We start from the raw sequence: 18,257 nt of genomic DNA on the forward strand, positions 1-18,257 counted from the left end.
GCGTCAAATCTTAATATTGATGAAACATTACACGGGTCGAAGCAAAGGGGATGATTGCATGAAATTTACTATTGTAGGCAAGAACATTGATGTAACACCCGGACTTAAGGCAGCGGTAGAAGAGAAGATCGGAAAACTCGAGAAGTATTTCACCTCTGATACAGATGCCAATGTTACCCTCAGCGTTGATAAGGATAGACATAAGATCGAGGTTACCATTCCCGTTAAGGGCAAAATTATCCGTGCAGAGCAGGTCAGCAATGACATGTATGTATCGATTGACTTGGTAGAGGAGGTTATTGAGAGACAACTTAAGAAATACAGAAGTAAGATCGTTGATAAGCAGCAGGCTGAAGTCAGCAACTTCAAGAAAGAATATCTTGAGGCTGATTACATGGATGAGGAGACTATCCGCATCGAGAGGATCAAGAAATTCGATCCCAAGCCTATGTATGCAGAAGACGCATGCGTTCAGATGGAACTTTTGGGACACAACTTCTTTGTATTTGTTAATGCAGAAACAGACATGGTTAATGTAGTTTATAAGAGAAAGGGAAATACATACGGATTGATAGAGCCTGAAGTATGATACGAGAATTCTTTTTTGGCAAAACTAAATATACCATAGTATTTACAGGGTTGCTGGCTGTCAGCGCAGCAACCCTTTTTTGTTGCGGGCTTGTAAAAGACAGCAGAACGGTCGTTATAAATGAAGTGTGTGCGGATAATTTCGGCGCATACAGAAATGATGCCGGAGAGTACACGGATTATGTGGAGCTCTACAACATGTCCGGTTCGGAAGTTTCAGGATTATATATTTCCGATAGTAGAAAGGACCTGAAGAAATTCAGAATAGAAGAGGCGATTCCTGCAAACGGATTTTTTGTGGCAAGCATCTCCAAAGATGCGGAGAACGGCTTTGGCATTAGCAAAGACGGAGAAACGATCTATCTAAGTGATGAGGACGGCAATATGCTTGATGCCGTGACTCTTCCGAGACTTTCCTATGATGTGACTTATTCTAGGGAAGAAGACGGTAAAGGTAAGTTCGCATCTCTTTCGGCAACTCCCGGAGAGACAAACAGCGGTGCTTCCCATATTGATAATTCTTATATCGAAGGACCTGTTTTTTTCTATAGAAGACGGATTCTATGACGAGGGAACCAAATTAAAGATCTCGTCTTCGCCGTGGGTGAATATTTTTTACACCGACGACGGAAGTGTTCCCGATGAGAATTCACAGAAATACAAGGGCGAGATTACTCTTACCGACGCGTCCGCAAAAGAAAATGTGTATGCGAATGAGATAATGTACCCGACCTACAATCCGCCCGGCTACAAGATTGACAAGGCGAATGTGATCAGTGCCGTGGCGATAAATAAGCTTACGGGCAAGAAGAGCAAAGTTGTGACGCACACGTATTTTGTCGGATATGATAAGAAGGAAAAATACAAGGATAAACAGATAATGTCCCTTGTCTTTGACCCTGCGGATCTTTTTGACCATGACAGAGGAATCTATACTCTGGGCAAGAAATATGATGAGTACAAGGAACTCGGGGGATTTACGGATTTGCCTGAAGATGAAGTTCCGGGAAGTTTCACGGATGATAACGGAGAAGTGTATTATAGAAGTTACTTCACTAATTCGGAGTTCTCGGGAAAAGAGTGGGAGAGAAAAGCGCATATGACTGCGTTTGATTCCGCTCATAAGGATTTCTTTTCCCAGGATATAGGTGTCAGGATATCGGGCGAGTCGACGAGGTTCGTGTATCAGAAAGCGCTCAACCTGTTTGCGAGAGATATTTATGATGGGCAAAAAAACTTTGCTAAGAGTTTTGTCTGTAACAATGAAAAGAAAGTGCGACTTCGAAAAGGCGATGGCAGGATAATATATCAGGAGCCGTTCATTCAGTCCGTGATAGGAGAAACGGGAATTCCTTTCCAGAATTCCGTCCCTGAAGTTGTCTTTATAAACGGCGAGTATTGGGGAATTTACAATCTCAGAGAACAGTACGATGATAACTATTTTGCCGAGCGCTACGGCATTCCGAAAGATATGTTATGGACTGAGAAAAACAGCGCAGTCGAGTGCGGAGATCCGGAGACGGATGAGAATTACAAGGCGCTGTATGATGTGATGATGAATGGCGATATGAGTGATGATGCGGTTTATTCGCAAGTTGAGAGCGAGATTGATATAGACAATATGATCGATTATTATTGCATGCTCTTATTCTTTAACGATACCGACATCGACGGCGAGCATAACAGATTTATGTTTAGGTCAAAAGAGCCGGGATACGGCGGTTACGGTGACGGCAAGTGGCGCTTTGCTGCGTACGATCTTGATATTACCTGTGAGGATGTGGAAGCGGATACGGTTTCATATTACAGGGAACTTGATGAAAAGATGTTTATGCCGGGATTTTTCTATGAAAGACCTGGATTTAAGGAGCTCTTTTACAACAGGATGGTTGAGCTTACTGAGAATGAGCTGTCCTACGAGCATCTGAGTAAGAAGCTTGCTGAGTGGGACAAGATATACCGCGAGCAGAACATCGAGACGATAAGAAGGTTTGAAGAGGACGGATACTCTGAAAAGGAGTATGAGAAAGATCTTGCGGCGCTTGACTCATTTTTTAAAAACCGAAAAGAATATGTCCTTAAAATGCTTGAAAAAGATATAAAAGAGAATTAAAAATCATGAAGGAAACTTCCTGCGACGGTTTGGCAATTTGCTAAATAAAAACGTTTGTGGGAAGTTTCTTTTTATTGCATTTGACAAGGGGGTATGCTACAATAAACCTGTTCTGACAAAAATTTGTCAATCAAGGGTTTTATTAAGAAAAATCGAATAACGGACAGATAATTTTTTCAAAAAATGGAGGTAATACGTTATGGCACAGAAAGTAGTATTAGCGGGCGCGTGTAGAACAGCTATCGGCAAGATGGGTGGAGCACTCAGCGGCACACCGGCAGCAGAGCTTGGTTCTATAGTTATCAAGGAAGCACTTAACCGTGCAGGTGTTAAGCCTGAACAGGTTGATGAAGTTCTTATGGGTTGCGTAATCCAGGCAGGTCTTGGACAGAACGTAGCAAGACAGGCTTCAATCAAAGCCGGACTTCCTATCGAGACTCCTGCTGTAACTCTTAACGTAGTTTGCGGATCGGGTCTTAACTGTGTCAATATGGCAGCTGACCTTATCAAGGCAGGTGAGGCTGATATAGTAGTAGCAGGCGGAATGGAGAACATGTCTATGGCTCCTTACGCACTTCCCAATGCACGTTTCGGATATCGTATGAACAACGGAACAGTTGTAGATACAATGGTAAACGATGCTCTTACAGATGCATTCAATCACTATCACATGATGATAACAGCAGAGAATATCTGCGACAGATGGAACCTTACAAGAGAAGAGCTTGACGCATTTTCAGCAAATTCTCAGCAGAAGTGCGAGAAGGCTATGGCTGAAGGCAAGTTCAACGACGAGATCGTTCCCGTTCCCGTTAAGGTTAAAAAAGAAATCGTAGACTTCAAGGTTGATGAGGGCCCTCGTGCCGGAACAACTGCTGAGTCTCTTGCAAAGCTTAAATGCTGCTCAGGTAAGGAAGGCGGACTTGTAACAGCAGGTAACGCTTCAGGTATCAACGACGGTGCAGCAGCAATCGTTGTTATGAGCGAAGAGAAGGCTAAAGAGCTCGGAATCAAGCCTATGGCTACATGGGTTGGCGGAGCACTTGCAGGTGTTGAGCCCGAGGTTATGGGTATCGGACCTGTTGCAGCTACAAACAAAGTTCTTAAGAAGACAGGACTTTCACTTGACAATATCGATCTTATCGAGGCTAACGAGGCATTTGCAGCACAGTCTGTTGCAGTAGCTAAGGACCTTGGATTCGATATGAACAAGGTTAATGTAAACGGTGGCGCTATCGCACTCGGACATCCCGTAGGAGCTTCAGGATGCCGTATCCTTGTAACTCTTCTTCACGAGATGGGCAGAAGAGCAGATGCTAAGAAGGGTCTTGCAACTCTTTGCATCGGTGGCGGAATGGGTTGCGCTACAATAGTTGAAAAGTACGAGTAATATTAGGGAAGAAAATGTGTGACGACTGCTGTGCTTGCACAGAGCAGTCGTTATACATTTGATGACCGCGTATATCACGAAAAAATATAAATTGAATATTCAAAGGAGATAAAGACATGAGTTTTGTAAATTGCGAAGTTAAAGACAAGATCGCTGTTATTACAATCAATCGTCCTGAAGCACTCAATGCACTTAACTCACAGGTACTTGATGACCTTAATGCTGCTTTTGACAGCATCGACGTTAATGTTGTAAGAGCTGTTGTTCTTACAGGTGCAGGCGAAAAGTCTTTTGTTGCAGGTGCCGATATCGGAGAGATGAGCACCCTCACAAAGGCTGAGGGTGAAGCTTTCGGTAAGAAGGGTAACGACGTATTCCGTAAGATCGAAGAGTTCCCTCTTCCTGTTATCGCTGCAGTCAACGGATTTGCACTTGGCGGCGGATGTGAGATCTCAATGAGCTGCGATATTCGTATCTGCTCAGAGAATGCTATGTTTGGTCAGCCTGAGGTTGGTCTCGGAATCACACCCGGATTTGGCGGAACACAGAGACTTGCACGTCTTATCGGTGCAGGAATGGCTAAGCAGCTTATCTACACAGCACGTAACATCAAGGCAGACGAGGCTTACAGAATCGGTCTTGTTAATGCTGTATATCCTCAGGAAGAGCTCCTTGCAGCTGCTGAGAAGATGGCATCACAGATCGCTGCAAATGCACCTATCGCTGTTCGTGCTTGCAAGAAGGCTATCAATGATGGACTTCAGACAGATATCGATGCTGCACTTGTAATCGAAGAGAAGCTCTTTGGTTCTTGCTTCGAGACAGAGGATCAGAAAGAGGGAATGGCTAACTTCCTCAGAAAGAAAGACGATCCGAAGAAGGTTAAAGTTGTAGATTTTAAAAATGCATAAAGTAATCACTTGGCGAGGTTTTATCGAGCCTAGTGTACTACTTTGTTCCGGCGAGCGAAGCGAGAGCGGAACTTCCGATAGGGAAATAGTATACACACATAATAATTTATATATAGGAGGATTTTATAATGAAAGTAGCTGTTATTGGCGCAGGTACAATGGGCTCAGGAATTGCTCAGACATTTGCTCAGGCTGAGAGCGTAGAGAAAGTATATCTTTGCGATATCAAGACTGAGTTTGCAGAAGGCGGATTTGCTAAGATCAAGAAGGGACTTGATAAGCAGGTTGCTAAGGGAAAGAAGACTCAGGAAGAGGCTGACAAGATCACAGGAAAGATTCAGACAGGTCTTAACGACATCTGTGCTGATGCTGATCTTGTAGTTGAGGCTGCTCTTGAGGTTATGGATATCAAGAAGAACCTTTTCAAAGAGCTTCAGGATAACATCGTTAAGAATCCTGATTGCATCTTTGCATCAAACACATCATCGCTTTCAATCACAGAGATCGGATCGGGACTTACAAAGCCTATCATCGGTATGCACTTCTTCAATCCCGCTCCTGTTATGAAGCTTGTTGAAGTTATCCAGGGTGCAAACACACCTGCAGATATGGTTGATAAGATCAAGAAGATTTCTGAGGATCTCGGAAAGACTCCTGTACAGGTTAACGAGGCAGCAGGATTCGTTGTTAACAGAATTCTTGTTCCTATGATCAACGAAGGTATCTTCGTATATTCAGAAGGTGTTTCAGATATCCAGGGTATCGACACAGCTATGAAGCTTGGATGTAACCATCCTATGGGACCCCTTGAGCTTGGTGACTACATCGGACTTGATATCGTTCTTGCTATCATGGATGTTCTTTACTCAGAGACAGGCGATTCTAAGTATCGTGCTTGCCCTCTTCTTCGTAAGATGGTTCGTGGTAAGCAGCTCGGTGTTAAGACAGGAATCGGCTTCTACAACTATGCAGACGGAAACAAGGTTCCTACTGATAAATAATAATCACTTGCTGAGGTTTTTTCGAAGCTAGTGAGTATTATTGTTCTGGCGAGTGCGAAGCACGAGAGCAGAACCTCTGCTTTTTAAGTATGAGAGCAGAACCTCTGCTTTTGTAAGCACGAGAGCAGAACCTCATTATGAAAAATAATTATTATTTAAAGAAAAAATTTGGAGGAAATTATAATGGATTTTCAGCTTGATCAGCAACATGAAATGGCGAGAGCTCTTTTCAAAGAATTCGCAGAAAAAGAAGTTAAGCCACATGCAATAGACGTTGATGAGACAGAGGAATTCCCTATCGAAACTGTAAAGAAAATGCAGAAATTCGGTTTCATGGGTATTCCGATTCCCAAGGAGTACGGCGGACAGGGATGTGATCCCCTTACATACGCTATGTGTGTAGAGGAGCTTGCTAAAGTATGCGGTACTACAGCAGTTATCGTATCAGCTCACACATCACTTTGCTGTGACCCTATCATGACATATGGTACAGAAGAGCAGAAGCAGAAGTACCTTGTTCCCCTTGCAAAGGGTGAGAAACTTGGTGCTTTCGGTCTTACAGAGCCCATGGCAGGAACAGATGCTCAGGGTGTTCAGACTAAGGCTGTTCTTACAGAAGATGGTAAAGAGTGGATCCTTAACGGTTCTAAGTGCTTTATCACAAACGGTGAGGTTGCTGATGTTTACATCATCATCGCTTACACAGATATCGTAGAAGATAAGAAGGGAAGAAAGCAGAAGAAGTTCTCAGCATTCATCGTTGAGAAGGGAACTCCCGGATTCACATTCGGAACAAAAGAGAACAAGATGGGTATCCGTGGTTCTTCTACATACGAGCTTATCTTCCAGGATTGCCATATTCCTGCAGAGAACCTTCTTGGTGCTCGCGGAAAAGGATTCCCTATCGCAATGCACACTCTTGACGGCGGACGTATCGGTATCGCTGCTCAGGCTCTTGGTATTGCTGAAGGCGCACTTGACAGAACAGTTGAGTACGTTAAGGAGAGAAAGCAGTTCGGCAGATCAATCGGCGCTTTCCAGAACACACAGTTCCAGCTTGCTAACATGGCTACACAGTGCGAAGCTGCAAGACTTCTTGTATATCAGGCAGCTGATGCAAAGAAGAATAAGTCTTACTACGGCGTAGAAGCTGCTAAGGCTAAGCTTTATGCTGCTGAAGTTGCTATGGATGTTACAACAAAGGCTGTACAGCTTCACGGTGGTTACGGATATATCAGAGAGTACGAAGTTGAGCGCATGATGCGTGATGCTAAGATCACTGAGATCTACGAAGGAACATCAGAAGTTCAGAGAATGGTTATCTCTGGCGATTTACTTAAGTAATCACTTGGTGAGGTATTATCGGCTGTGAGAACCTGACGAAGTGTTTTTGAGTCTGGTTCGAACGTGTTATACCGAGTGAAAACGAGGTATAACTTCCTTGATATGGTATTGTGACAAAATAAATAAGGAGAAAAAATAATGAAAATTGTAGTTTGCGTTAAGCAGGTTCCCGATACAAAGGGCGGCGTTAAATTCAAACCCGATGGAACATTGGATAGAGGTGCTATGCTTGCAATCATGAACCCTGATGATAAGGCAGGACTTGAAGCAGCACTTAGATTAAAAGATCAGTACGGCGCAGAGGTTACAGTTCTTACAATGGGACTTCCCAAGGCTGAGGCTGTACTTAGAGAAGCATTTGCTATGGGCGCTGACAAGGGAATCCTTGTAACAGACAGAGTACTCGGCGGTGCTGACACATGGGCAACATCTTCAACTATCGCAGGTGCTATCAGAAACCTTGAGTATGATCTCATCATCACAGGCCGTCAGGCTATCGATGGAGATACAGCTCAGGTTGGACCTCAGATCTCTGAGCACCTTAACCTTCCTGTTATCTCTTACGCAGAAGAGATCAAAGTTGATGAGAAGGCTAAGACTGTAGAAGTTAAGAGACAGTTCGAAGACAGATATCACATTGTAAAGGCTAAGATGCCTTGCCTTGTAACTGCTCTTTCAGAGCTCAACGAGCCCAGATATATGACTCCCGGCGGAATTTTCGATGCTTTCGAGAAGGAAGTAACAGTTTGGGGCAGAGCAGATCTTAAGGACGTTGATGATTCTAACCTTGGACTTAAGGGATCACCTACACAGATTGCAAAGGCTTCTGACAAGGTTAAGAAGGGTCAGGGAGAGAAGGTTGTTCTTGACTCTGCTGATGAAGCAGTTGAATATCTGATGGGTAAGCTTGTAGAGAAGCATATCGTTTAATTAACATAGGAAAAGGAGAAGCGTCATGTCTTTAGAAGAATATAAAGGTGTATTTATCTTTGCTCAGCAGGTTGACAATGAAATTTCAAGCATTGCACTTGAGCTTCTGGGCAAAGCAAAGAATCTTGCAGAAGATCTTGATGAGAAGAAAGTTACTGCAGTATTACTTGGAAGTGGAGTAAAGGGTCTTGTTGACGAGCTTGCACAGTACGGTGCTGACAGAGTTATCGTTGTTGACGATCCTGCTCTTAAGGATTACAGAACAGAGCCTTACACACACGCTCTTGCATCTGTTATCGATGAGTTCAAGCCTGAGATCCTCCTTGTTGGTGCTACAGCAATCGGTAGAGATCTTGGTCCCAGAGTATCATCAAGAGTACATACAGGACTTACAGCTGACTGTACAAGTCTTGAGATCGGTGATTTCCCGATCAATCCTGTTCCGAATCAGGAGCAGAAGCACAAACAGCTTCTTATGACACGTCCTGCATTCGGTGGAAACACAATCGCTACAATCGCATGTCCTGACTTCCGCCCTCAGATGGCTACAGTACGTCCGGGCGTTATGCAGAAGATTGATCCTATCAAGGGTGCTAAGGCAGAAGTTGTTGAATTCAATCCCGGATTCGAAGAGAACAATTGCTATACAGAGATCGTTAAGATCGTAAAGGAAGCTACAAGCGTAGCTGATATCCAGGCTGCTAAGATCCTCGTATCAGGTGGTCGTGGAGTTGGTTCTGCAGAGAACTTCAAGCTTCTTGATGACCTTGCAGAGGTTCTTAACGGAACAGTATCATGTTCACGTGCCGTTGTAGATTCAGGCTGGAAGCCCAAGGATCTTCAGGTTGGACAGACAGGTAAGACTGTTCGTCCCGCACTTTACTTTGCAATTGGTATTTCAGGTGCTATCCAGCACGTTGCAGGTATGGAAGAGTCAGACATCATCATCGCTATCAACAAAGATGAGAATGCTCCTATCTTTGACGTAGCTGATTACGGTGTAGTAGGAGATCTTAACAAGATCCTTCCTGTACTCACAAAGAAGATTAAGGAAGCTCTTGCAAACAAGTAAAAAAGTGCTCCACGAACCCCCTAGGGGGCTTGTGGAGCGTTTTTATTCTGCCGTATACTCATTTATGGTGTTAAAAAAATAACAGTATTGGAGGATATGGCTATGCATATGGCGGACGCATTGGTTGCTCCGGCGGTTGCCGGAACGATGTATGTATTATCTACAGGAGCAGCCGGAGTTTCTGTAAAGAAGGTAAGAGAGGAAAGTGATGAATCCAAGATCCCGGTAATGGGAGTTATGGGAGCATTCGTATTTGCTACACAGATGCTTAATTTCACAATCCCCGGTACAGGTTCATCGGGACATCTTTGCGGAGGTATGATGCTCTCAGCGATGCTCGGACCATTCGCGGGATTTCTTACAATGATAGGAGTGCTGCTGGTTCAGTGCCTGTTGTTTGCAGACGGCGGACTGATGGCGCTTGGATGTAATATCTGGAATATGGCGTTCTACGGGTGCTTTATCGGATCTTTTTTGATATGGCGTCCCATCATGAAGAAAGGCGCTACGAAAATAAAAATTGCACTTGCATCGATACTTGGATGTGTTCTGACATTGCAGCTTGGAGCATTCTCGGTTACTATGGAGACATTGATATCGGGAATCACTGAACTTCCTTTTTCGACTTTTGTTGCAACAATGCAGCCAATCCACCTTGCAATAGGATTCGTGGAAGGGCTTATCACATCTGCGGTTCTTATATTTATACATGAAGCAAGACCTGAACTTCTCTGGGGAATCGGCGAGAGCACAGAGAAAAGGGATGCTAAGCTTTCATTTAAGAAAACAATCATTACGATAGCGGTAGCAGCAGCACTTTGCGGCGGCGTTGTTTCACTTTTTGCATCTGCATTCCCTGACGGACTTGAGTGGTCCATGGAGCAGGTTGCAGGAACAACAGAGCTTGAAGCTCAGGGACAGGCTTACGAGACAGCGGAAGCAATCCAAGAGACGACATCTCTTTTGCCCGATTATGCATTCCCCGACAGCGAAGCGGCAGCGGGAACAAGCTTTTCGGGAATTGTCGGAGCGCTTATCGTTGCCGGACTTTCAGCAGCTTGCTGCTATGCATTCAGATTCTTTAGAAGAAAGACTGAGACTCAGACAGCTTAATGGACAGTATTGAGAAAAAAAATCTTAGAACTGAACAGACTACAAGACATTCAGCAGCGTTCTCATTGGATGAATAACCTTCATCCTTTGGGAAAGCTGCTTATTAGCATTATGTACATTTTTTTGGTGACGTCGGTTGGAAAGTACGATTTGGTCACGCTTATTCTTATGTCGGTGTACGTTATCTTTACCTTTATCATTGGCGAACTCTCGGTAAAAGAGGGAATCTACAGAATGAGACTGATCTTGCCGCTTGTAATGTTTGTGGGAGTGTTCAATCCTTTTTTTGACAAAAGCAGCGTGCCGGTCGCGGGCTTTGCGGTGCGCGGCGGGATAGTATCAATGGTCACGCTTGTCATCAAAGGACTGTACACGGTGTTTGCGGTCTATGCTCTTGTTGCGACGACTTCCATAGATGATATCTGTTACGCGCTTAGGAGCATCAAGGTGCCCAAGATAATCGTTATTGTCATAATGCTGATATACAGATATATTGATGTTATGGCGGGCGAAGCGGACAGGATATACACTGCGTACAGGTTAAGGGCGCCGGGGCAAAAAGGCATCGAATACAGATCCTGGGGCACTCTGGTCGGACAGTGGCTTCTTCGCAGCATGGACAAGGCGCAGATTGTATATGAGAGTATGCTCCTTCGCGGATTTAGGGGCGATTTTATCCCTAAGAAAAAGGGGGTAAAAAAAACTTGATGTGATATATCCGCTTGTCTGGGCAACAGTTCTTTTGCTCATAAGGTTTCATGTGTTTGGCGCATAAGCTTTGTGAATATGATGGGTAAAAATGGTTTGAGTGAGGTGCGTTATGAAAACCGGAGTAAACGGTGAACTTTTGAATATAGAGAACTTGAGCTTTTCGTATGAAAAAGACAATGTGGTCTTAAAAGACATTTCTTTTAAGGCATGCTACGGTGAGAGTATCGCGCTTGTCGGTGCGAACGGAATCGGCAAATCGACGCTAATGAAGCTCATGGTCGGGCTGTATATGAACTACACGGGTGACATAACCGTTGCGGGACATAAGATGTGCAAAAAAAATCTCGACCATATAAGAGAGCATATCGGCTATGTTTTTCAGGATTCGGACAGCCAGCTCTTTTTGTCAACGGTCGAAGACGATGTGGCATTCGGCCCTCGTAACTACGGGCTTTCTGAGAAAGAAGTTGAAGAAAGGGTATCAGAGGCGCTTAGACTTGTGGGAATAGAGCGGCTTAGAAATAATAAGACATACAAATTGTCGGGCGGTGAAAAAAAAACTTGCGGCGATAGCAACGATTCTTTCGATGAAACCCGATATAATAATTATGGATGAACCTTCGATAGCCTTGGATCCGAGGAACAGGAAAAATCTTATCAAGGTGCTCACGGGAATCGGCGGGCTTAAGATCATAGCTTCGCACGACCTTGATTTTGTGAGAAATACCTGTGAGAGAACGATTCTTTTGGACGAGGGAACAATAGTTGCCGACGGAAGAACGGAAGATGTTCTCGGAGACGAAAAGCTGTTAGAGGAACATGGACTTTAATGAGAAAAAGTGTATACATTAATGCGTTGAGAGCTTATCATTAAAGTGATAAAATAATAATTGATACAGTGTATATTTTGGAGGTAGACACATGAGAAAAGTAGTACTTGCAGGAGCATGCAGAACAGCAATCGGAACAATGGGGGGAGCACTTAGCACAACACCTGCTCCGGCACTTGGAACTATTGTTATCAAAGAGGCACTTAACCGTGCAGGAGTTAAACCTGAACAGGTTGATGAAGTATATATGGGATGTGTTATCCAGGCAGGACTTGGGCAGAATCCCGCAAGACAGGCAGCATTAAACGCAGGTATTCCTGTTGAGGTTCCCGCTACAACAATCAACGTATTGTGCGGATCGGGTCTTCACTGCGTTAACCTTGCAGCAAAACTTATCGGAATGGGAGATGCTGATATCATCGTAGCAGGCGGAATGGAGAACATGTCGATGGCTCCTTATCTTATGCAGCAGGGAAGATACGGATATCGTATGGGATCCGGAGAACTTCAGGATGCTATGATTAAAGACGCACTTACAGATGCTTTTGGCGGATATCACATGGGTATCACAGCTGAGAATATCGCAGAACAGTGGCATCTTACAAGAGAGCAGCTTGATGAGTTTGCAGCATGGTCTCAGAACAAGGCTGAGAAAGCAATCGCAGACGGAAAATTCAAGGAAGAGATCGTTCCTGTAGAGATAAAGAAAAAGAAAGAGACAATCATTTTTGACACGGACGAAGGTCCAAGAAAGGGCGTTACAGCAGAGGGTATCGCACATCTTAAGCCCGCATTCAAGAAAGACGGCGTGGTTACAGCAGCGAATTCTTCAGGAATCAACGATGCCGCATCGGCAATAATCGTTATGAGTGAAGAGAAGGCAAAAGAGCTTGGTGTTAAGCCTCTCGGAACATGGATTGCCGGAGAGCTTGCAGGTGTAGAGCCCAGCATCATGGGAATCGGACCTGTAGCAGCAACTCAGAAAGTTATGAAAAAAGCCGGATATTCAATCGGTGATTTTGATCTTATCGAAGCAAATGAGGCTTTTGCCGCACAGTCAGTGGCTGTTCAGCATGACCTCGGATTCAGCAAAGATGTACTTAACGTAAACGGTGGAGCAATTGCACTCGGACATCCCGTTGGATGCTCCGGAAACAGAATTCTTGTTTCACTTCTGTATGAGATGCAGAGAAGAGATGTTCATAAGGGACTTGCAACTCTTTGTGTTGGCGGTGGAATGGGCTGCGCTGCAATTGTAGAGCGATAAATGACTTAAAACTCATGGAGGCTTTTGATGGCTGATCGTTCAATTATGCTTGTTGATGATAATGACATTAACAGAGGTATCCTTGCAGAGATTTTTAAAGATAAGTACAACATCATAGAGGCGAGTGACGGAAGTGAAGCTGTGAGACTTATCAATCAGGAGCGCTCAAAGCTTGCTGCCATATTGCTTGATGTTATCATGCCGGGAATGGACGGTTATGCTGTTCTGGAATCTATGGTAAGCCAGGATAACTTAAACGAGAAAATTCCCGTGCTCATGATCACTGCGGATACGTCTACCGAGGCAGAAAGGACCAGCTATGAGAAAGGCGCGGCGGATGTGATCCATAAGCCTTTCGATCCTGTCATCGTAGACAGGCGCGTTTCGAAAGCGATTGAGTTATACGATCATAAGAACAATCTTGAGACCAAGGTGGACGATCAGACGAGAGTCTTGAAAAAGCAGTTCATCTACCTTAAGAAACAGGAAGAAAAACTTCGTTACAGTAACGAAAAAGTCATAGATACAATAGCAACGATCATTGAGTTCAGAAATATGGAATCGGGCTATCACCTTAAGAGAATAAAAGGATTCGTGCGAATACTTGCTCTTACGGCGATGAACAATTATCCGGAGCTCGGTCTTACACCTCACATGATAGAGGTAATAACACAGGCTTCCGCCATGCATGATGTAGGTAAGATCTCGGTTCCCGATTCAATCCTTCTTAAACCCGGAAGACTTACTTCGGAAGAGTTTGAAGTAATGAAGTCTCACACGACAAGAGGGTGCGAGATAATCGAGAAGCTCAAAGATATTCAGGATAAAGAATACTATGAAGCATGCCTTGATATCTGCAGACACCACCACGAAAGATATGATGGAAGAGGCTATCCCGACGGACTCAAGGGCGAAGAGAACTCTATAGGAGCTCAGCTCACAGCCATTGCAGACGTATATGACGCGCTTGTGAGCGATCGTGTATACAAATCCGCATACCCTGTGGATAAAGCCTATGAGATGATCAAGGACGGCGAATGCGGTGTGTTCTCACCCAAGCTTCTTGCTTGTTTCGAATTTGCGAGACCCGATATGGAAAAGCTTGTTGCTCAGACCAAAGCCGCCGAAGCGGCAGAGAAAAACAGCTATTCGCCTTACGGAAGTTGAAAAAAATATTATTGACAAAGACGCCTGCGGTACATATAATATAGTTTGTTGCCGCAGGCGACACTATGTGAGTGTAGCTCAGCTGGATAGAGCGTCTGGCTACGGACCAGAAGGTCGCGAGTTCGAATCTTGTCACTCACATTACTACTTAAAAGCGTATCGGATTGATACGCTTTTTTCTTTTTGGTATACTAATTTGGTATGAAAAAGATGGAATTGATAGCCCCTTGCCACTTTGGCCTGGAGGCGGTACTCAAAAAAGAAATAATAGATCTTGGCTACGATATAACTGAGGTCTCGGACGGCAGGATAACTTTCGCGGGCGATGCGGATGCAGTATGCCGTGCCAATATTGGTCTTAGAACTGCGGAGAGAATACTCATAAAAGTAGGAGCATTCCGCGCAGAGTCTTTCGAAGAGCTGTACCAGGGAGTCAAGGAACTTCCTTGGGAAGAGTTTATCCCCGAGCGAGGAAAGTTCTGGGTAAAAAAAGCATCAAGCGTTAAGAGCAAACTCTTTAGCCCTTCAGATATTCAATCAATTACTAAAAAAGCTATAGTTGAAAAGCTTAAACTCAGTTATCACACAGACTGGTTTAAGGAGGATGCGGAGAGCTATCCGATCAGAGTTTTTATTATGAAGGACGAAGTCACTGTGGCGCTTGATACGACAGGTGATTCCCTTCACAAAAGAGGCTACAGAAAGCTTGAATCCAAGGCACCTATCGCCGAGAATCTTGCGGCTGCGCTTATTATGCTGACACCTTGGAATGGCAGCAGAATACTTGTGGATCCTTTTTGCGGAAGCGGAACTATCCCTATTGAAGCTGCGATGATGGCGGCAAATATAGCTCCCGGAATGAACAGGAACTTTACCGCGGAGAGCTGGACACATCTTATTACACCTCAGAACTGGAAGGATGTAAGAGAAGAGGCTCAGGAAGAGATAATCACAGATATTGATGTCGATATTCAGGGCTACGATCTTGATCCCGAGATGGTTGAGATTGCAAGGATCAACGCCAAAAAAGCGGGTGTTGAGAACATGATCCACTTCCAGACCAGAGATATAGCGGATTTAAGCCACAGGAAGAAATACGGATTTATTATCACGAACCCTCCGTACGGTGAGAGAATCGGTGAAAAAGAAATCCTTCCGCAGCTTTACAAGACAATAGGAGAAAGATACAAGAGCCTTGACGCGTGGTCGATGTACCTTATAACAGGCTATGAGCAGGCTGAAAAATATATAGGCAAAAAAGCTGATAAGAACAGAAAAATTTATAACGGAATGATCAAGACTTACTTTTATCAGTTTATGGGACCCAAGCCTCCAAGAAGAAGCGAGTGAGCCATTGTCATGAAAAAAGAGGAAATGAGAAAAGCAGCGGTTCTGACAGCAGTATTCGGCGTTGTTTCTATCACGCTTATGCTTCACAGATCCGCAACCAAACATATACTTATAACGGATGCCGCAGAAATGCCCGTGAGTAGTGTTAATTCGGGAAAATCTTTTGACCTGCTGATCCAAAAAGGAGAGTCGGAAGACGGAAAGATGAAACTTATCATTCCTCTTGCAAAGAGCGTAAGTTCTGAGGATATCAAGCTTGAAGACAGGTATTCCGACCATGAACTTCTTATCTACGTTGACTGTAGAGAAGAGGGGTTTTACGGCGACAATGCGATTGTTTCGGATAACGATATTCTGGAGAGCGCCGTTTGCCATACAGAAAACGATGCGGGCAGAGTGTGCCTTGATTTTAAACTTGACGGCTTTTATGCAAATGAGAGCGCGCTTACCGATCACAGTACGATTGAGGTCGAGTTTTTTAAACCAAAGGAAAGATATGACAAAGTTGTCCTTATTGATCCTGAGATAAACACGACGTTTGGCGGAATTTTGTCGGCAGCAGGTCTGTCCGAAAATGAGGTCACGCTTGATGTTGCGCAGAGACTTCGCAGTATCGCGGAAAAAGATGTGGAGAACAAGGTCAAGTTCTTTTTTACCCATATGACGGATACCGATATTTCGGATGAGAGTAAAGAGCTGCTGATCAAAGAATCTTGCGCCGATATGGCTGTCAAGATAGCTACGTCCGATTCTGAAGACAAAGACAACAACGGAATAGAAACATATTACAACGGAACTTATTTTATAAGAGATCTTAGCAACGTGAGATTTGCCGATATTGTGGAGCGTAGCTGCGCAGACAATACGGGAAACACGGCGCTTGGAATATATGAATGTGACGAGAGCGAGGCTCTTATCAAAAACTCCGGAGTTCCTTCCGCCAAGATTTCATTGGGATATCTGACGGGAAATAAGGATGCGGAGAAGCTTGCTACGGGCTCTTACAGGCAAAAGGCCGCTGAGGGCATCTATCAGGCGATTTTAGACGGCTATAAGGAGATGGAATGAGAATAGTATTTGCAACCGGAAATAACGACAAATTGAAGGAAATACGCGAGATTTTGGATACTCTGAATATAGAGATCATCTCGATGAAAGAAGCAGGCGTTTTTTGAAGACGTGGAAGAAAACGGTAAGACGTTTGCGGAAAACTCAATGATCAAGGCATCTGCGATTGCACAGATCATTAAGGATAAGTTCCCGAAAGAAGCGGAAGAGACGATAGTTCTTGCTGATGATTCGGGACTTGAGATTGACTATCTAAACGGCGAGCCGGGTGTATATTCGGCAAGATATATGGGAAAAGAAACATCATATACCGAGAAGAACAACAATCTCATAGAGAGATTAAACGGAGTTCCCGACAGCGAGCGTACCGCGAGATTTGTATGTGCCATTTCAGCTGTTCTCCCTGACGGAAAAAAACTTTCTACAGTCGGAACAATGGAAGGCATAATAGGCTACGAGATTGCCGGAGCAAACGGTTTTGGTTACGATCCGATCTTTTATCTTCCCGAATACAAGAAGACAAGTGCTGAGATATCGGCGGATGAAAAGAATGCAATTAGTCACAGAGGAAAAGCGCTCAGAGAGATGGCTAAACTTCTGAAAGAAGAATTGGCATAATTGTCATTTGATGGCAGGATAGGATGATTTCCTGTTATTTCGAATAATGCGCTATACATATTTGGTACGGGAGACTGATTGATGCACAGATATTTGGTGGTGAGTGATACTCACGGGAGAGATGACAACTTTTATAAAGTTCTTGACATAGAAGGAGCGGTTGACGGAATAATCCACTGCGGAGATTTTGAAGGCTCTGAAGGGAAATTTGCGCTGGCTGCCGATTGTCCCGTGTACTTTGTTGCGGGAAATAACGACTTCTTTTCATCGCTTGGAAGAGAGCTGACATTTACACTTGACGGGCATAAGGCGTTTCTTACGCACGGACATCAGTATCTTGTGAGTATGGATCTTGAGAATCTTCGAAGTGAAGGAATTTCGAGAGGCGCAGAGCTTATTTTTTACGGACATACACACAAGCCTGTTGCGAAAACTATGGGCGGTGTCTACATCTTCAACCCCGGAAGTCTCGCATATCCCAGACAGGAAGGAAGACGGCCAAGTTACCTCATTTTGACCATCGAAAAAGATGATATAAAATATGAAATAAAATACCTGTAAATACGGGATTTTGCAACATAAAAATATTTAAAAAATAAGAAAAAATAATGTTGACAAGCCCCGAAAGACTATTATATAATAAATCTCGCGTTACGGCTTAGACCTTAATGCGAACAAGACGGGGTGTGGCTCAGCTTGGCTAGAGCACCTGCTTTGGGAGCAGGGGGTCGCAGGTTCGAATCCTGTCACCCCGATCAGGGGACAAGCTAAACATTATCTGAAT

General features: G+C 44.2%; 18 protein-coding genes, 2 tRNA genes and 1 pseudogene. All 21 read left to right on the forward strand.

Annotated elements, in window-relative coordinates; all coding sequences use genetic code 11:
• Positions 1-58 precede the first annotated feature (58 nt).
• The 21 genes and pseudogenes from hpf (at position 59) to CD00_RS0115400 (ending at position 18,228) form a co-directional block, all read left to right on the forward strand.
• Entirely contained in the window at positions 59-589 is a 531-nt protein-coding gene (gene hpf / locus CD00_RS0115305; protein ID WP_026656764.1) for a ribosome hibernation-promoting factor, HPF/YfiA family, read from the forward strand.
• Positions 586-1,155 carry a lamin tail domain-containing protein gene (locus CD00_RS0115310; protein WP_026656765.1) on the forward strand — a complete coding sequence of 190 codons (570 nt, stop codon included), beginning with the start codon at positions 586-588 and terminating at the stop codon, positions 1,153-1,155. Before hpf ends, CD00_RS0115310 begins: the two co-directional genes overlap by 4 nt.
• Positions 1,100-2,701, forward strand: coding sequence for a CotH kinase family protein (locus tag CD00_RS0115315; RefSeq protein ID WP_026656766.1), 1,602 nt, complete (start codon positions 1,100-1,102; stop codon positions 2,699-2,701). Before CD00_RS0115310 ends, CD00_RS0115315 begins: the two co-directional genes overlap by 56 nt.
• Before the next feature lie 199 nt (positions 2,702-2,900).
• Positions 2,901-4,091: an acetyl-CoA C-acetyltransferase gene (locus tag CD00_RS0115320; protein ID WP_026656768.1), complete on the forward strand. Its 1,191-nt coding sequence runs from the start codon at positions 2,901-2,903 to the stop codon at positions 4,089-4,091.
• A 116-nt stretch (positions 4,092-4,207) separates the two neighbouring features.
• Positions 4,208-5,002 carry an enoyl-CoA hydratase-related protein gene (locus CD00_RS0115325; protein ID WP_026656769.1) on the forward strand — a complete coding sequence of 265 codons (795 nt, stop codon included), beginning with the start codon at positions 4,208-4,210 and terminating at the stop codon, positions 5,000-5,002.
• Positions 5,003-5,130: 128 nt separating this feature from the next.
• Entirely contained in the window at positions 5,131-6,003 is an 873-nt protein-coding gene (locus CD00_RS0115330) for a 3-hydroxyacyl-CoA dehydrogenase family protein (protein WP_026656770.1), read from the forward strand.
• A 183-nt stretch (positions 6,004-6,186) separates the two neighbouring features.
• Positions 6,187-7,347, forward strand: a complete 1,161-nt coding sequence (locus CD00_RS0115335) for an acyl-CoA dehydrogenase (RefSeq protein WP_026656771.1) — start codon at positions 6,187-6,189, stop codon at positions 7,345-7,347.
• Positions 7,348-7,485: 138 nt separating this feature from the next.
• The gene (locus CD00_RS0115340; protein WP_026514598.1) at positions 7,486-8,277 is read left to right on the forward strand and encodes an electron transfer flavoprotein subunit beta/FixA family protein; all 792 of its coding nucleotides are present in this window, start codon (positions 7,486-7,488) and stop codon (positions 8,275-8,277) included.
• Positions 8,278-8,302: 25 nt separating this feature from the next.
• On the forward strand, positions 8,303-9,349 hold the full coding sequence (locus tag CD00_RS0115345; RefSeq protein ID WP_026656772.1) for an electron transfer flavoprotein subunit alpha/FixB family protein: 1,047 nt from the start codon (positions 8,303-8,305) through the stop codon (positions 9,347-9,349).
• Positions 9,350-9,451: 102 nt separating this feature from the next.
• Entirely contained in the window at positions 9,452-10,462 is a 1,011-nt protein-coding gene (locus tag CD00_RS0115350) for an energy-coupling factor ABC transporter permease (protein WP_026656773.1), read from the forward strand.
• A gap of 111 nt (positions 10,463-10,573) precedes the next feature.
• Complete coding sequence (cbiQ, locus tag CD00_RS18720; protein ID WP_242838989.1) at positions 10,574-11,170, forward strand: cobalt ECF transporter T component CbiQ; 597 nt, start codon at positions 10,574-10,576, stop codon at positions 11,168-11,170.
• A gap of 112 nt (positions 11,171-11,282) precedes the next feature.
• A complete protein-coding gene (locus tag CD00_RS18725) occupies positions 11,283-11,789 on the forward strand; it encodes an energy-coupling factor ABC transporter ATP-binding protein (RefSeq protein ID WP_330370461.1) in 507 nt (168 codons plus the stop codon).
• A complete protein-coding gene (locus tag CD00_RS21280) occupies positions 11,782-12,003 on the forward strand; it encodes a hypothetical protein (protein ID WP_330370462.1) in 222 nt (73 codons plus the stop codon). Before CD00_RS18725 ends, CD00_RS21280 begins: the two co-directional genes overlap by 8 nt.
• A 91-nt stretch (positions 12,004-12,094) precedes the next feature.
• Entirely contained in the window at positions 12,095-13,270 is a 1,176-nt protein-coding gene (locus CD00_RS0115365; protein ID WP_026656774.1) for an acetyl-CoA C-acetyltransferase, read from the forward strand.
• A 27-nt stretch (positions 13,271-13,297) separates the two neighbouring features.
• Positions 13,298-14,437: an HD domain-containing phosphohydrolase gene (locus CD00_RS18730; RefSeq protein WP_034462165.1), complete on the forward strand. Its 1,140-nt coding sequence runs from the start codon at positions 13,298-13,300 to the stop codon at positions 14,435-14,437.
• 67 nt (positions 14,438-14,504) lie between these two features.
• Positions 14,505-14,578 (forward strand) — tRNA-Arg (locus CD00_RS0115375).
• A gap of 60 nt (positions 14,579-14,638) precedes the next feature.
• Complete coding sequence (locus tag CD00_RS0115380) at positions 14,639-15,787, forward strand: THUMP domain-containing class I SAM-dependent RNA methyltransferase (RefSeq protein WP_026656776.1); 1,149 nt, start codon at positions 14,639-14,641, stop codon at positions 15,785-15,787.
• Between the two features lie 9 nt (positions 15,788-15,796).
• Positions 15,797-16,855 (forward strand): N-acetylmuramoyl-L-alanine amidase family protein, encoded by a 1,059-nt coding sequence (locus tag CD00_RS0115385; RefSeq protein WP_026656777.1) that lies wholly within the window; start codon positions 15,797-15,799, stop codon positions 16,853-16,855.
• Positions 16,852-17,473 (forward strand): annotated as a pseudogene (locus CD00_RS18735) (XTP/dITP diphosphatase). The gene CD00_RS0115385 and the pseudogene CD00_RS18735 overlap by 4 nt, the downstream one beginning before the upstream one ends.
• A gap of 81 nt (positions 17,474-17,554) precedes the next feature.
• Positions 17,555-18,034, forward strand: coding sequence for a metallophosphoesterase family protein (locus CD00_RS0115395; protein WP_026656778.1), 480 nt, complete (start codon positions 17,555-17,557; stop codon positions 18,032-18,034).
• 119 nt (positions 18,035-18,153) lie between these two features.
• Positions 18,154-18,228, forward strand: a tRNA-Pro gene (locus CD00_RS0115400).
• The last annotated feature ends 29 nt before the right edge of the window (positions 18,229-18,257 follow it).

Origin of the sequence: Butyrivibrio sp. AE3003, assembly GCF_000686065.1 — a bacterium.
Classification (GTDB): Bacteria; Bacillota; Clostridia; order Lachnospirales; family Lachnospiraceae; genus Butyrivibrio; species Butyrivibrio hungatei_A.

Excerpts from the sequence above, each read along its gene's own strand:
- CD00_RS21280 (WP_330370462.1), top strand. The coding sequence starts at position 11,782 with ATGGATGAACCTTCGATAGCCTTGGATCCGAGGAACAGGAAAAATCTT.
- CD00_RS18730 (WP_034462165.1), top strand. The coding sequence starts at position 13,298 with ATGGCTGATCGTTCAATTATGCTTGTTGATGATAATGACATTAACAGA.
- CD00_RS0115325 (WP_026656769.1), top strand. The coding sequence starts at position 4,208 with ATGAGTTTTGTAAATTGCGAAGTTAAAGACAAGATCGCTGTTATTACA.
- CD00_RS0115385 (WP_026656777.1), top strand. The coding sequence starts at position 15,797 with ATGAAAAAAGAGGAAATGAGAAAAGCAGCGGTTCTGACAGCAGTATTC.
- CD00_RS0115350 (WP_026656773.1), top strand. The coding sequence starts at position 9,452 with ATGCATATGGCGGACGCATTGGTTGCTCCGGCGGTTGCCGGAACGATG.
- CD00_RS0115345 (WP_026656772.1), top strand. The coding sequence starts at position 8,303 with ATGTCTTTAGAAGAATATAAAGGTGTATTTATCTTTGCTCAGCAGGTT.
- CD00_RS0115320 (WP_026656768.1), top strand. The coding sequence starts at position 2,901 with ATGGCACAGAAAGTAGTATTAGCGGGCGCGTGTAGAACAGCTATCGGC.
- hpf (WP_026656764.1), top strand. The coding sequence starts at position 59 with ATGAAATTTACTATTGTAGGCAAGAACATTGATGTAACACCCGGACTT.
- CD00_RS0115380 (WP_026656776.1), top strand. The coding sequence starts at position 14,639 with ATGAAAAAGATGGAATTGATAGCCCCTTGCCACTTTGGCCTGGAGGCG.
- CD00_RS0115340 (WP_026514598.1), top strand. The coding sequence starts at position 7,486 with ATGAAAATTGTAGTTTGCGTTAAGCAGGTTCCCGATACAAAGGGCGGC.
- CD00_RS0115365 (WP_026656774.1), top strand. The coding sequence starts at position 12,095 with ATGAGAAAAGTAGTACTTGCAGGAGCATGCAGAACAGCAATCGGAACA.
- CD00_RS0115395 (WP_026656778.1), top strand. The coding sequence starts at position 17,555 with ATGCACAGATATTTGGTGGTGAGTGATACTCACGGGAGAGATGACAAC.
- cbiQ (WP_242838989.1), top strand. The coding sequence starts at position 10,574 with ATGTACATTTTTTTGGTGACGTCGGTTGGAAAGTACGATTTGGTCACG.
- CD00_RS18725 (WP_330370461.1), top strand. The coding sequence starts at position 11,283 with ATGAAAACCGGAGTAAACGGTGAACTTTTGAATATAGAGAACTTGAGC.
- CD00_RS0115310 (WP_026656765.1), top strand. The coding sequence starts at position 586 with ATGATACGAGAATTCTTTTTTGGCAAAACTAAATATACCATAGTATTT.
- CD00_RS0115335 (WP_026656771.1), top strand. The coding sequence starts at position 6,187 with ATGGATTTTCAGCTTGATCAGCAACATGAAATGGCGAGAGCTCTTTTC.
- CD00_RS0115330 (WP_026656770.1), top strand. The coding sequence starts at position 5,131 with ATGAAAGTAGCTGTTATTGGCGCAGGTACAATGGGCTCAGGAATTGCT.